Origin of the sequence: Wolbachia endosymbiont (group A) of Cydia strobilella, assembly GCF_964026745.1 — a bacterium.
GTDB lineage: Bacteria > Pseudomonadota > Alphaproteobacteria > Rickettsiales > Anaplasmataceae > Wolbachia > Wolbachia pipientis.
Map to the genome: position 1 here is coordinate 137,384 of NZ_OZ034694.1, position 14,583 is coordinate 151,966.

12 protein-coding genes are annotated in these 14,583 nt (G+C 34.4%); 7 read left to right on the plus strand and 5 right to left on the minus strand.

The features are described 5' to 3' along the window. Positions 1 to 2: 2 nt before the first annotated feature. Positions 3 to 1,940, minus strand: coding sequence for a DUF4815 domain-containing protein (locus tag AAGD76_RS00645; protein ID WP_341820176.1), 1,938 nt, complete (start codon positions 1,938 to 1,940; stop codon positions 3 to 5). Between the two features lie 15 nt (positions 1,941 to 1,955). Continuing rightward, positions 1,956 to 2,639: a hypothetical protein gene (locus AAGD76_RS00650; protein WP_341820177.1), complete on the minus strand. Its 684-nt coding sequence runs from the start codon at positions 2,637 to 2,639 to the stop codon at positions 1,956 to 1,958. 251 nt (positions 2,640 to 2,890) lie between these two features. Here AAGD76_RS00650 and AAGD76_RS00655 point away from each other — a divergent pair, with 251 nt between their 5' ends. The 7 genes from AAGD76_RS00655 to AAGD76_RS00685 all read left to right on the plus strand — a co-directional run bounded on the left by AAGD76_RS00655 (position 2,891) and on the right by AAGD76_RS00685 (position 11,687). Beyond that, the gene (locus tag AAGD76_RS00655; RefSeq protein WP_017532023.1) at positions 2,891 to 3,379 is read left to right on the plus strand and encodes a sigma-70 family RNA polymerase sigma factor; all 489 of its coding nucleotides are present in this window, start codon (positions 2,891 to 2,893) and stop codon (positions 3,377 to 3,379) included. 52 nt (positions 3,380 to 3,431) lie between these two features. Further along, positions 3,432 to 4,244: an ATP-binding protein gene (locus AAGD76_RS00660; RefSeq protein ID WP_236515018.1), complete on the plus strand. Its 813-nt coding sequence runs from the start codon at positions 3,432 to 3,434 to the stop codon at positions 4,242 to 4,244. Between the two features lie 23 nt (positions 4,245 to 4,267). Beyond that, positions 4,268 to 5,074 (plus strand): AAA family ATPase, encoded by an 807-nt coding sequence (locus AAGD76_RS00665; RefSeq protein ID WP_236515020.1) that lies wholly within the window; start codon positions 4,268 to 4,270, stop codon positions 5,072 to 5,074. A gap of 29 nt (positions 5,075 to 5,103) precedes the next feature. Continuing rightward, complete coding sequence (locus tag AAGD76_RS00670) at positions 5,104 to 5,607, plus strand: hypothetical protein (RefSeq protein WP_236515022.1); 504 nt, start codon at positions 5,104 to 5,106, stop codon at positions 5,605 to 5,607. A 247-nt stretch (positions 5,608 to 5,854) separates the two neighbouring features. Beyond that, positions 5,855 to 6,811: an AAA family ATPase gene (locus tag AAGD76_RS00675; RefSeq protein ID WP_341820178.1), complete on the plus strand. Its 957-nt coding sequence runs from the start codon at positions 5,855 to 5,857 to the stop codon at positions 6,809 to 6,811. Positions 6,812 to 6,846: 35 nt separating this feature from the next. Beyond that, a complete protein-coding gene (locus AAGD76_RS00680) occupies positions 6,847 to 8,964 on the plus strand; it encodes an AAA family ATPase (RefSeq protein ID WP_341820179.1) in 2,118 nt (705 codons plus the stop codon). Between the two features lie 1,304 nt (positions 8,965 to 10,268). Further along, on the plus strand, positions 10,269 to 11,687 hold the full coding sequence (locus AAGD76_RS00685; RefSeq protein ID WP_236515030.1) for an AAA family ATPase: 1,419 nt from the start codon (positions 10,269 to 10,271) through the stop codon (positions 11,685 to 11,687). A gap of 648 nt (positions 11,688 to 12,335) precedes the next feature. On the opposite strand, the gene AAGD76_RS00690 is transcribed toward AAGD76_RS00685, so the two are convergent. The 3 genes from AAGD76_RS00690 to AAGD76_RS00700 are packed head-to-tail and all read right to left on the minus strand — an operon-like array spanning position 12,336 to position 14,542. Next, on the minus strand, positions 12,336 to 12,581 hold the full coding sequence (locus AAGD76_RS00690) for a hypothetical protein (protein ID WP_341820180.1): 246 nt from the start codon (positions 12,579 to 12,581) through the stop codon (positions 12,336 to 12,338). Positions 12,582 to 12,588: 7 nt separating this feature from the next. After that, positions 12,589 to 13,344 (minus strand): hypothetical protein, encoded by a 756-nt coding sequence (locus tag AAGD76_RS00695; RefSeq protein ID WP_341820181.1) that lies wholly within the window; start codon positions 13,342 to 13,344, stop codon positions 12,589 to 12,591. After that, on the minus strand, positions 13,310 to 14,542 hold the full coding sequence (locus AAGD76_RS00700; RefSeq protein WP_236515034.1) for a hypothetical protein: 1,233 nt from the start codon (positions 14,540 to 14,542) through the stop codon (positions 13,310 to 13,312). The genes AAGD76_RS00695 and AAGD76_RS00700 overlap by 35 nt, the downstream gene beginning before the upstream one ends. Between the last annotated feature and the right edge of the window lie 41 nt (positions 14,543 to 14,583).

Below are 14,583 nucleotides of genomic sequence, written 5' to 3' on the forward strand. Positions count from 1 at the left end.
CTCTATGCCATAGGTATAATAGAAATGCCATCAAATTTTATTTCCTTAAGCTTTTCATCTGGCTCAAAACCTTCAATTTCAAAATTCTGTACTGCTTCTCTCATAAATTCAGTTTCGTATGAAGTACTTGACAGCAGCTCTGTCGTTTCTTTAACATTAAATACTCTGGTTACTGGACTTTTCCAATTTGTTTTTACCTCCGTCCAGTGATCTATATTTTTATTTAGAGTAATTTGTGCCGGTACTGGATCAAAAGCTTGATATGGATTGATCTTTTCTCCTTTAGTCTGTAAAAGCTGCTCCAGTACCGGTTCAAGTTTATAAGGTAAAAGATATCTTTCTCCACCTTTTTCAATATCTGCAACTTCTACATCTATTGGCAGAACTAGCTCTCTATTTACTATTGCTGCAGACTGCAAAATTCCTTGATCACGCATATCATCGTCAAAAAACGAATCAACAAATACTCCTTTTTTCGTTGTAGGTTCTCTTGAATTTGCATCATTGCGTAGACGTTCCTCTGCAACCAGCGCATAAAGATCATTGATTCCTTTTTTCATTGCTTCAAGCTCATTCATCGGTACAGCATGAATAGCATTATTCACTATTTTCACCCCTTCTTTTTCTCCGTTTTTCCATGTTTGGTGAATGTAGCAGAGCAAAAGCTGTCCAGAGGGAGCTTTAGGCATTGATGGTCTCCAAGGGTGAGCTATACCTTTTATTCTCCTTACCACCCCTTTGCTATCGATAGTAATTAAATCAAAGCGGGGCATTTTCCAGGTGTAATCAATTAGAACCAGACTATTATCAACTGCTCCCCTTACTTTACATCCCTCTTCATTTATATCTTCAGGACTTATATGAGTGCGACAGCGGTAAGTTATTTGATAACTACTTCCAGGAGCTGGTTCTTTGCCGGGTAATGACCAATCAATATTTCCTGCGTTTAGTTTATAATCTACACTATTTTCATAAATAACATTACCTTGTTTAATTTGAATAATTTCAAGTACTGCAGAGTCAGGTATTGGATCAACAGCTCCTGAATATGAACCATGAGTAATGGTAATGGTTTTTTGAACAGTTATATCTACTTTTTTAATTTCACTTATTGGAAAATCATTAACCTTCAGTTCCATTACTCTTTGGCTATTTGGCTGAAAAGTATGTGGTTCTGATTCAACTGATTTTATATCTGGATCTTCATCAAAAGAAATGCGAATACTGTGAGGTAACTCAATCTCATAGCCATCAACATGAGCTTTGCCCTCATTAATCACAAATATTTTTTTTCCTCCTTCTCCCTCTTCCTTTTGCAGGAACATTACTTCAAGACCATTTACGACGTAGGAACCATTTGCTTCTTTGTCATAACGAGCAAGAGCAGTAGTTACTATATTTGCTTGTGGTGGCGGTGAATGTTCTATCAATACTCCATTTTCAATGTTATAGATTGGATAAAATTCGCCATTTACAGAAAAAGTGGAAGAAACACCTTCTGCTTGATAACCCCAAATGGTGGAAACTTTAAGTCTTGCAGCTCCTACTTCTTGATAATTACGTGTACCAACAGCAGGATCACGAAGATTTTCGTCCTCAAGTTCTGTAATCGTAGATTCTAGATAATAAACACCGATACGCACTGTGGTACTCAGTGGAATAACAAACTCTTTTGCTTCTACTTTTCTAACTGCTCCACGAAGATAGATTTTTCCTGACTCAAGTGTAACTTTACCAGTTTCCCCATCTATAATACAATTGCTTCCTGTTATAACATCGCCATCACGAAATATTGCATCGCCTATGCCTTTAAGCTTAGAGAGAGCATACTCCTGAGTCTCGTTTAATTCTGCAGACTGCAGACCTCTTCCTGCTAGAAACAAGCTTTTTTCGTATTCTTTGTCAGGATTAAAGCGGTTATAATAGCTATTTAAGGTCATCTTTTTTCTCTTTTTCTAAAATGTCACTACAAACGAAAAAGTTTCCCGGGTTGCTGAAGTCCTAATGAGCGGTACTGTATGCTCTAAAACTAATAAGATCCCTGGGTCTTCTATATCTTGTGGTTCAAAATATCTCTGTACTATAGGTAATTCTTCTTTTACTTTAGTACCAACCATAACCCCTAATTCCCGTATAACTTGATTTGCTGCGTTTGTGAAATCGAAAGTAAATTTGAGATAGAGATTATTAGTTGGTACATTTGAGGGCCTAAACCTTCCAGATGGAGTTATAAGTTCACCGTTTTCATCACCTGTGCAGAATAGCACTTCGTCTGCAGTACGTCTGCCAAGTTCATTGAGCAGTTTTTCAGAAGTTATCAGCTCTGGTGGTGTGCTTTCACTATACTCTACAGTAACTTTATCACTTACTGGAATAGAGCTATTTTCCGTACGTTTTATTACACCAGTACTGCCATTAACTGTATATTCAATACTTGGCTGATAAGTTGTTTGCCCTGTAACAACCTTCACATCTTTAATAGGTTGATGATCAAATTTTATTTCACCCTTAACGAAAGTTTTTTCTACTTTGTGGCTACTTTCCCAACTTGAATCACCTGTTCCCCAAGCAAGATGGATAGATTGCTTTTTGATGCTGGCTGCTATTGCTGCTCTTCCTGATTGTGTAAGAATTGACACCTGTGATGAGTTTGAAAGGCTTATATAATATATATTCAGGATTTGGAAAATTTTTGTCCAAAAAAAATGAATTTTTGCCTAATTTTTTGTTGCAGTATTATTTAAATTTGGATGTGTATTATTCTTGAAGAAAAGTAATTGAATATCAGTAGTTTAAAAATTGCATCTGTATTATTTATTTTTGCTCCTGTCCTACAAAGTGCACCTATAGGTTCTCATCCTTAAAGCATTAATTGTTTTAGGGAAAAGTTATGAAACTAAAAACTGCCATAGTTGTTCAAAATATACGGTATCAAGCTAAGAGATTAAAACTTTTTGAATGCTTTGCTCATGAAACTCATGAAGATCTTGAGCAAGAACTTTTCTGTGAAATTTGGACTTATCTTGATAGATATGATGAAAGTAAAGGTAGCTTTAACACTTTTGTAGCAAGATTAACTGAACGTCGTGCCAATAACTTATTGGAGAAACAACTATGTATGAAGCGCAATATTAATAACTATGTCAATATTGAGAAAACAGAAGCTTTTGAAGATGAAGTAGCGAAACGTACTGATGTAGATTACATGATTTCAACGCTACCAAGAAAGATGCAAAAGATATGCGAACAACTCAAGTACTTTAACTTATATGAAGTTGCTAAGATGAACAACATATCAAGAACTACTTTAAATACTATGGTAAGAAAAATACGTATAAAACTCTCTTCCATCTACTACAAGAGCAAAAAGAAAAATTGAACATAAATTCTACCTTTCCTGAATATATAACATATACCATTGAGGTGAATAAATGACTTTTAAAATTTTAAACAATAATGAAAGATTGAAAACAACTACAGGAATAAAAGTAGTAATTTTTGGTCCTTACGGTATTGGTAAAACCAGTCTCTTAAAGACTATAAGTGAACCAACACTATGTCTTGACTTTGAAGCAGGTCTGCTTGCTGTTCAAGATTGGCAGGGAGATTCAATTAGTGTTCGTACTTGGAATCAAGCTCGGGATATTGCCTGCCTAATTGGTGGTCCAAACCCTGCACTAAAGTCTGATCAGGCGTATAGTCAAAAACACTATGAGCATGTCTGTAGCAAGCACAAAGATCTTCTTTCTGAAGTTTCTAAATACCGATGCATCTTTGTGGATAGTATAACCGTTGCTTCACGTTTATGTCTATTATGGGCAAGGATGCAACCTGAAGCTTTTTCTGATAGATCAGGAAAAGAAGATAAAAGAGCTGCTTATGGGTCACTTGCTCAAGAGATGATGGCTTGGCTCAATCAGTTTCAACATATCAGAGACAAAGACGTTATCATAGTTGGCACGTTAGGTCAATATCTCGATGAATGCAATCGTTCAACCTGGCTGCCTCAATGTGAAGGGGCTAAAACTGCCAGTGAAATTCCAGGTATTGTTGATGAAGTAATTAGTATGGTTGGAATCAAGAAAGATGATGGAACAGAAGTACGTTCATTTGTCTGTCAGACGATTAATACTTGGGGATATCCAGCTAAAGATCGCAGTGGCTGCCTGAATATGGTTGAAGAACCACATCTTGGTAAATTACTTGCGAAAATTAAAGCCAAAACTTTGGCTCCTATTGCTTAATTAAAAATTGGAGAACAATTATTATGGAACAAAGCTTTTTCAATATCGGTCAAAAAATTCCCTTTTTCAGTGTGAAAGAATACTTGAATGATCAATCGCCAATACCAGAAGATATAATTTCCCCTAGAATTCTAACTAAAAGAGGTTTGTTAGTACTAGGTGGCCCTCCTAAGATTGGCAAAAGCGACTTTTTGATCTCTTGGCTTGTTTACATGGCTGCTGGTAGATCATTTCTTGGTATGACACCAAATAGACCTTTAAAAATTTTCTACATGCAAACTGAAATTGAATATGAATATATGAAAGAACGTTTGCAACAACTTCAACTTGATAACGAACTTTTGAATGTAGCTGCCAATAACTTAATTATCACGCCAAGAGTGCAATTATCATTTAGTAGTGAAGAAATAGATGAAATTAAAAATGTTGTTAAAGAGCGTTTCAAACCTGATATTATTGCAATCGATCCTCTTCGCAATATCTTCAACTCAAGTGAATATGGCAATGAAAATGACAATAGCGCTATGCTATTCTTCTTGCAAAAAACACTTGAAAGACTCAGAAATGTTATCAATCCAGATTCAGGCATAATACTCACCCACCACACAAAAAAACTGTCCAAAAAGATGCTGGAAGAAGATCCATTTCAAGGCCTAAGTGGTGCTGGATCTTTACGTGGATTTTACAGTACTGGTATGGTGATGTTTGCTCATGATGAAGAAAGTACTGTACGTCAGATAGTATTTGAACTGCGTAATGGTGAACGTGTGGCAAGCAAGCTTGTCGATAAGATAGATGGCCATTGGAAGATTGTAGACCAATGGAGTTGATTTTTCTTACTTAATTTATAGGAGACAATATGTTATCAGATTTTTTAACTGATTTTAATAACGCGAAACTGCGAAGCAGTTTAATACCGAAAGGTACAACAGTCAAGGTAAAAATGGCAATAAAGCCTGGAGGTTATGAGAATTGGTTCACGAAAAGCTACACTACTGGCAGCATCTATTTAAACGCTGAATTTACTGTCACTGAAGGTCTATATGCAAAACGCAAGATTTTTCAGATTATAGGTGTCAAAAGTGGCAAAGCAAGTGTTGAAGGAGAAGATACTTGGGGAGAATCTGGTCGTTCCATGCTTAGAAGCATTTTGGAGTCAGCACGAAATATTCATGCACATGACACTTCAGAGAAAGCGGTTACTGCTAGAAAAATCAACTCTATAGCTGATTTTAACGGGTTAGAGTTTACTGCAAAAGTTGGTATTGAAGCCGACAGTAGATACGGAGATAGAAACAGAATTGCTACAGTTGTTACTCCAGAACAAAACAATGGTATTGAATCTGACTGGTTACCATTTTGAAGTACGACGAAGGAAAGTTATGGGCTGCTGTTATTGCTAGAGCTCTTCAGGATGCAGCAGGAAGGAACCTAAAACTTAAAAAAGAGGCTTGTAAATGGATTCGATCACGATCCTTTGAAACTGTTTGTGAACTCGCCAATCTGGACTTTAAACGTTTAAAGAATATGTTGATTAAAAAGGAGGAAAATTTTATGGGTTTTTCATCTCAAAAAGAGATTAAATCATTGTTAATTGATAACATAAAAGAATGTGTATCTTACTTCCGGGTGGAGAATTTTATCAAGATAGGTTCTATCTGGCAAATTTAGGTAAAGATAAGATAATAGTTGAAATAAAAGGAGAGAAAGCAGGAAATTGGAATAACATTTATAAAGAAAAGAAGGGAGACATACTCAGTCTTTGGACTTTAGTTGAAGATAACATAGATTCTGCCAAAAAGTGGTTGAACGCTAAAAAAAATTCCACGTTACAAAACAATGGAGAAAAAGCATTTTCTGTAAGACACTACTTAAATGATAAATCACCAATGCCAAAAGATATAATAGGGCCAAGAATATTAACTCCAGGCGGTCTTTTGGTCATAGGTGGAACTCCCAAAATCGGAAAAAGTAATTTTCTTCTTTCCATGTTAGTACATTTAGCTGCTGGAGTATCATTTCTTGGTATGAAGCCTGCAAAGCCACTTAAGATATTCTATCTACAGAATGAAATGGAATATGATTACATAAGAGAGCGCTTACAGAAGTTAAGAATCAGCAAGAAAATCCTTGATGAAGGAACAGAAAACTTAGTTATTACTAAAAAAGTACAGTTAACTTTGAATGTGGAAAAAATAAAAGAAATTATGTCGGAAAATCTCGATGTAAAAACAGTTGATCTTATAGTAATAGACTCTCTTTTTGATTATAGGAGTATGATCTCTTTTCTGCAAAATGGTATTGATGAACTACGCTCTATCACTAATTCTACGGCTGGAGTAATAGTTACACATTACACCAAAAAAGTGTCAACAACCACGTTAAAAAAGAATCCATTTCAAGCATTGAGTGGTGCTAATGTTTTAAGAAGTTTATATACATCTGGGGTAATGATATTTAGGCCAGAAAGGAATATCCTGCAATTGATGTACGAACTTAAAAACGGCAAACCAATACCAACAAAATTCATAAATATGGTTAACGGACGCTGGATAGCTACAGCTTAACCAAATTTCTAAACTTTAAATATATTGGAGATTTTATGGGTATCTATTGTGATTTTAATACTGCAGCTCCACGAAAAAATGTACCGTTAGTAGAAAAAGAACAACTTAAAGCTCAGCTTCTGTTAAACATCAGATCATGCCTTTCATATCTATTACCAAGAGGAACTTTTCGTGGTGATAAGTTTTATGTAGGCAATATACAAGGTGATAAAGGAAAGAGTCTAGTAGTAGAATTAAGTGGTAGTGAAGCTGGACTATGGCACGATTTTGCAACAAAAGAAGGTGGAGATATAATTGATCTTTGGGCAGAAGTGCATAGAAAAAGTACTAGAACAGAGTTTACTGAAGTAATGGACTCTATAGCTGAATGGCTTGGTCATTTTAAAAAGATCAAAACTGACAAAACTGCAGGTAATCCAACTGCATATTGGGATTATTACGATGAAAACGGCCAAGCTATTGTTAGAGTATATCGTTATGATGATGATAGTGGAAAGAGATATCTTCCTTTTGATATCAAAAAATCCACCTTTAGTGTACCAGAGATAAGGCCACTATATAATATTCCAGGTATTTTAAAGTCCGATAAAATTATTCTTGTAGAAGGGGAAAAGTGTGCAAATGCTCTCATAGAGCAAGGTATTACTGCCACAACTGCAATGTCTGGAGCAAATGCAGACCCAAATAAAACAGATTGGACACCACTCAAAGGTAAACATGTGATTATTTGGCCAGATAATGACACACCAGGTAAGAAATACGCTGAAAAATCTGCTATGAAACTTACTTGTCTTGGAGTTGAAGAACTTTGCATTTTGGAAATACCTAAAGATAAACCAAAGGGTTGGGACGCTGCTGATTGCGTGAAAGAAGGTATAAATGTTGAAGAGTTCATCCTTAGTACAAAAAAGGCTCCTTCAAAAAAATCGTTGAGAATAGATACCAGAGCTTGGGCTAATATTGCTCCAGAAAGAGAATGGATTGTTAAAGATTGGCTTCCTATTGGAAGTGTTACGGCTCTCTACGGTGATGGTGGTATGGGAAAGTCTCTACTTGCTCAACAACTAATGACAGCAGCGAGCACAGGTAAATCTTGGTTGGGAATGGAAATTGAGCAGATGAAGACATATGGTGTATTTTGTGAAGATGATACAGAAGAGCTATGGCGAAGACAGTGTGCTATAAATAGATTATATCAGTTAGATATGGAATCCTGTGACTTTCATGATAATATTGGCTTTTTATCGAGAGTGTGGAAAGATAATCTACTCATGGTATTTGATAACAAAGATATAGGTAAATCAACTCATTGCTTTGAAGAATTACTTGAAGATATTAAATTGTTTCAACCAAAGCTAGTAGTTTTAGATACAGCAGCAGACTTATTTGGTGGCAATGAAAACAATCGCTCTCATGTGAGACAATTTATTCAAAGTTGTTGTGGAAAAATAGTGAAAGTAATAAAAGGAGCTGTATTATTATGTGCTCATCCTTCTGATTCAGGAATAATCCGTAAAACAGGTACAGGTGGTTCAACTGCGTGGAATAATACAGTAAGATCTCGTTGGTACTTGTCAAAGCCAGATAAAGCTGATGCTTCTGGTAATGAACGAGTACTTTGCCGTAAGAAGTCAAATTATTCTGCATCTAACGAAGAAAAGATTTCATTTTATTGGCATAACGGTGCGTTTGTACAATCTGATGATACATTAAATTCAGAAAGAATAGTAAGGTCTAGCTATAATACTAAATTGGATTTAGAACGTCTAAGAAGATGTGATATAATTTTAGAGTTAATTGCTAATGAAGCATATAAAGGCGAAACTTACACCGCGGCACACTTTGCTAGGTATTTTGAGGGAAAGCTAGGCCTTGGAAGTGAACGTAGCATCCGTGAAAGGATTAGCCATCTTGCAGCTCTTGGCCACATAAAGTTCTTTAAGGAAGCTCTTGGATATAAAGTATCAAGCACTAAATCAAAGTACGGCTATTTATGTGTTAAAGACATGGAGTTAAAAATTTCTGAAAATCAACATGTGCTGGTAAAGCCAGATTATTATCTTTCACCAAATAACGGAGTAACCTTACCAGTTGAAAATCCAGACGTTTGGGTGATACATAATTCTACAAAACAAGATGGCAAAATAGTATAGTAAGTTGGCAAGATGGCAAGTTGGCAAACTGAAGAATCTGCCATTCTACCAACTTAAAATTGATAAAAATATAAGAAAATCAATAGTTTAAAGAAATAGTAAGATGGCAAGATGGCAAAAAGTTGCCAACTAGATAGCATGGGTAAAGTCCTCTTCTATAGCGGGTTTAGGGAAGTTGGCAAGATGGCAAAAATCTATATATATAAATATATACTATGCTATAGTACATAGTATATATCAGTTAAGAGAAGAACTTAACGTTTTTTGATGTCCTTTCATAATTTTGCTTTTTCTATGGAGTTGCAACCTATAATAAAAATATAAAGTAAAGGCAGTGAAAAACAAATGATCCATGATAGCGTTTTAAAAAGATTCTATGACTTCAGGGTACAATTATACCACCAAGACCTAAGTTACTTATGTAGGGTAGCTTAAAACTCGATTACGAGGCATCTTAATACCCCAAACTTTTATTTATTAAAAAAAACCCTACAACTAGTTTATCATGCTTTTTGTTGATTGCAAAGAAAATTTTTTGAACCTAAAGAACAAATGGTTAGTAGACTTTTTGAAACATTATTTTTGCAATAGCTTTACTTCTACCATAAGTTTAACAGAGGCTCTAACCCTCATCTTTTTTTTAACAAACGCATAACGCTGGTCTACTGAGTTTAATAGCTGAACTAAGAATTCAGATCTCCGGATTTTCCGGAATACTCAATAACTTCCAAGTGAGCTGGGTCTAGTTGCTTTAATAAGGCTTTTATGCAAGCGCGATGAAGACTTGAGGTAGAAAAGATTGAAGAAAGCAAAATAAACAGCTTTATATTCTTAATTTTTTTAGATGAGGCAAAAGCTGCATTTTAAAGCTATCTGTAACTTTAGGGTAAAACTTACTAGCCACACTAAAGAACGCTTATAATGCCCTCTAAAACGCAAATAAAAGGCATCTTTAGTAAACTTACTAGTAAGTTTGACACATTTTTTACACTTTGCAAAGAAAATTTTTCAAAAAAGATTGAACAACTTATGGTGAGTATAAGGGGTTATGGAGACTATTATGGGAATACAACAACTTTTATCGCAAACCTCTGAGCAATTAATTGCAAAACTCTCAGTAATGAAATTAGCAAATTGTAGAGGTAGCTCAAGGAAAAAAGTTTGAAGTTACTGCCATAGAAGAAGAAACAGAAGCTCGTAAAACTTGATTGCCCCTTAAAATGGAGACAAAGATCTAAATTTATTTATTTACGTCTCCAATTTTATCTAGTATAACGGAGACAAAGATTTATATTTCGTATTTTATGTCTCCATCATTTATTGGTAGGCAAACTGAGTTAAAACAACTACTGGAGCTTACAGAAAAAAATACTGCATCTTTTGTAGTAGTCAAAGGAAGGCGTCGTATAGGAAAAAGTCGTTTAATTCAAGAGTTTGGTAAGTATTTTGAACAATATTACTCCTTTATAGGTTTGCCACCAGAAAAGCATACTACAATGTCCTACCAACTTAATGAATTTTCTAGACAAGTTGCTAGACAATTTAATACATCTTTTGCTAGGTATGATGACTGGAGCGATTTACTATGGGCAGTTGGTGAACGTCTACTATCAGGAAAAACATTATTGCTGTTTGATGAAATTTCTTGGATGGGCTCAAAAGATCCAACCTTTTTAGGCAAAATAAAAAATTTTTGGGATACGCAGCTAAAAAATAATAACAAGCTAATTTTTGTTGTTTGTGGATCAGCTTCATCCTGGATCGAGAAAAATATACTTAGCAGCACTGGTTTCGTAGGGAGAATATCGTTAACTTTAACACTCGGAGAATTATCACTTTCTGATTGCAATGAATTTTGGCCGAAAAATATTTCAGCATATGAAAAATTTAAGGTGCTTGCAGTAACTGGCGGAATTCCAAAGTATTTAGAGGAGGTAAATTTTAAACATAGCGCTGAAGAAAATATTAAAAGGCTTTGTTTTACAAAAGGTGGGTTTTTAGTTGAAGAATTTAATCAAATATTCTCAGATTTATTCATGCGAAAAACGGCTTTTTATAAGCAAATAGTCAGAGCTCTTTCTACTGGAGCTAAAGAACAAGAAGAAATTTGTGCTACTTTAAATATCGTAAGACATGGACGCATTTCTGAGTATCTACATGAGCTTGAGCTTGCTGGTTTTATTGCAAAAGATCATACTTGGAGTATAAAAACTGGTACTGATTCACGACTCAGGAGATACAGACTTCAAGATAATTATTTAAGGTTTTATCTAAAATATATCGAAAAAGATCTAGGAAAAATTAGTCGTGACACCTATTCTATAGGGTTCTTACCAGAGTGGTATACAATTATTGGGCTTCAATTTGAAAATTTGGTGCTGAACAATAGAAAGGGTATACATAATATCTTAGGAATTGATGGAATAATAAGCGAGAATCCATTTTTTCAGAAAAGAACGCGTAATGGTGCAGGTTGTCAAATTGATTATATGATTCAAACGAAGTTTAACACTCTCTACATTTGCGAAATCAAATTTTCAAAAAATAAAATTGGTTATTCAATAATACAAGAGGTACAAAAGAAAATAGATGCACTAAATCGTCCAAAAGGCTTTTCATGTCGTCCAGTCCTTATCCACGTCAATGATGTAAGTGATGATGTTATAGATAGTGATTACTTTTCAAACATAATTGATTTTGGAGAATTGTTGAATTGTAAGTGATGTTTTTTCTGACTTTAAAAAATAATAGTTTCTACAGTTATTCTTAAGTTTATAGAGTTTGCTAACATTAGTATCTTTAGCTTTACAAGAAGGGAATGGAGCCAAAATAATCTCTCTACTACAATACCATTCTTTAAAACGTCTTTAGAGGGCTATTATAGCGTTATTGATGATTTAGATAGGTTTTGTATGTTTTTACCAAAAACTCATGTAATCTCTTTTCAGCTCAAGTAAAAAGTTGTTTCCAAAATGGAAAGGACTCAAATAGCGAAGATTTCTGTTGTAAAAGACATAATGCTCTTTTTAATTTCTTAGCTGTCTTAAAATTATTTTAACTTTTTTTCAGAAACTCCCGGAAAAAGTGGTCGGTATATATTAGTATAGGGGCATTGAATGTAGATGTGCTTCAAACACAAAAGTCGGCAAACGAACAGAGTAGAAAAGATTGAAGAAAGCAAAAGAAATTTAGGCTTTTACGTAATTGAGAATTTGTATTTTTTTTAGATAAGGCAAAAACTGTATTTTAAAGCTAGATGTGACTTTAGGGTAAAATACCAACCAAAGAACGCTTCTTTAAAGCTTGATCACAAGCCTTGTCACAAATTTTACTTTTTCCATTGTAACATCTTTTACTTCTCTTCAACACAGTTAACGAACTACTTTTATCAGCACAGTAAAAGGGTTAATACGGTAGCCATAATCTTTACGCGATGATCCAGGCCAACCAACTGTTTGAATCACATCATTACGTTCGATGTTTAATCCTAACTTTTTAGCTAAGGTGGTTTTTATTGTTCTTTGGATTGTGTTTATTGGTTTTCTAATGTAATGTTCTGGGTCTGCTTCTGGATCAAGATTTAGGCGCTTTTCTATTTCAGTTATGCTAAGCAACATGTGTTTTTCAGAGTGAGCCCTCTATCAATTGCAACTTTAGTAATTCCTTCTCTTTAGGAGGTTCAATTAGATTAAGTGCAGTATGTAAGATTTGCATTGAAGTATTTGGTATGAACTCTAGTATTCCTCTTTGTGCTGCTTCTTGGAATACTTCAATTAAAGTCTTATGCTGAAAGAAAAGGTCAACCATTTTTACTATGGGCAAATCAAGAGGTATGTTTGATGGATTTTTTCTCAGTATTATTAATACAGTTGGATTAGCTTTAAGCTTATCTATCGTTAAGAATGTTGGATTGGTGCAAAAATCAAGTATGATTAAACTTACAATCTTACCTTGTCCACCAACATGATAAACTCCACTTTCCACTTTTTGCCACATAAAATTTGTATCACTTAGCTGACCTTCAAACCAATTCATAAATTTCTCTGGGTTAAAATATACAGATAAGCGGTGAAATCTTTGCTTCTTGTAGGTGTTAGGCAAAATATCACGGTTGCAATTTTCACAAATTATATTATCGCATGCTTCGTTAAAGTCCTCATCAATGAAAATCTCATTGTTACAGTATGGATCAACTATATTGGGCCAATCTAATTTATCTTGTCTACGAGAGCAGATAATGTAAGACCTCTCTTGCATCTTAATTAATTCAAGATCTGACAAATACCTTGCTGCTTCGATGTAATTTTGATTTGGATTAACCCAAGAGCTGCCAGAATTAAGAAGATCAGAGATTTGCTCTTGGCAAGATTGTAAGACCATAAAATTGTTTTATGTATGCTTTAAAATCCTCTCTTTCCCTTTTATTCAGAGGATGTTCAGAGTAGTAAATTGCTATATATTCATCACTTCGCTTGAAAAATAAGCCTATCTTTTTGCCTTGAAATATTACTTTAATCGACTCTATAAATGGCACTATGTCTCCTACAAATGGCTTTAAAACATGCAATTCCGGTGCAATAGGATCATATGGAGCAACAGTCAAAGTGATATTAGTATAGCTGTAATTGAAACGATTTGACTGAAACTTTAACTCAAAAACACGAATATTTGAATCAGATTCATTAATACAAGTTTCTATAAATTTATGTACCTGTTCCGCGAAATTTTTATCCTGCACATCTACAAAAATACATTCGCAACCAAAGTAACAACTTGCAATGCTATTTGCTATTTCTATAGCTTGATCAATATTTCTAGCACCAAGATCTACCTGAGTGCCATTTAGTAGAAAATCCAAAATCATCCACTCTGCCTTATGGCCATGAATGACTTTGTTTGAATTTAACAACAAATCTATATCGCTAGCTTTGCGTATTAACACATATAAACGATTCTGATGATAGAAGAAACCTTGTAGTTGATTCTCGAAACTGTCATTCCTCTTAATGTTATCTTCTTTCAGTATTTGTTGTATGATTTCCTCTGAGATAAAGTCCTTAAATGGAGTACTTGGTCGTCTTGGTATTTTTTGTAAGGCAAAAGACATGAAACTCTTTCTTTGTATTTTTTCAAAGTGATAGACAGATTTTAAAAGATTGTAATCTGCATGAAACAGTAGAAACAGCAAAGACTTCTTATCATATTTATTATTATTTTTTACAAGGTAGGATTTCATGAGTTCCGTAGTTAATGCAGATCTTGCAATTTCACTGACAGTAACTTCTAGTTTTGCACGGTCAAAACAGGTAATCAAGTAGTAAGTAACGAGAGAATCGGAATAATTAGCAATCACTTTACGTTTGTATTGTACAGATGTATTATCGTAACTTTCATCATCAAAGAGTTGAGCATTTAATTTATCTTTAAAGGAGTTTTGAAAAATAATATTTAATTGCTTACCAGAAAGTGAATCTATCCAAGACTGACGTGTTTTTGTATTGTGAAAACGATCAAGCAAATGGTTAACAGGGACTTCTAAATCATCTTCCCAAAATTTACGATTTGGATAAATGTTCATAAGAAACTAACCACAGCATAATAACATAGTAGACTATTTAA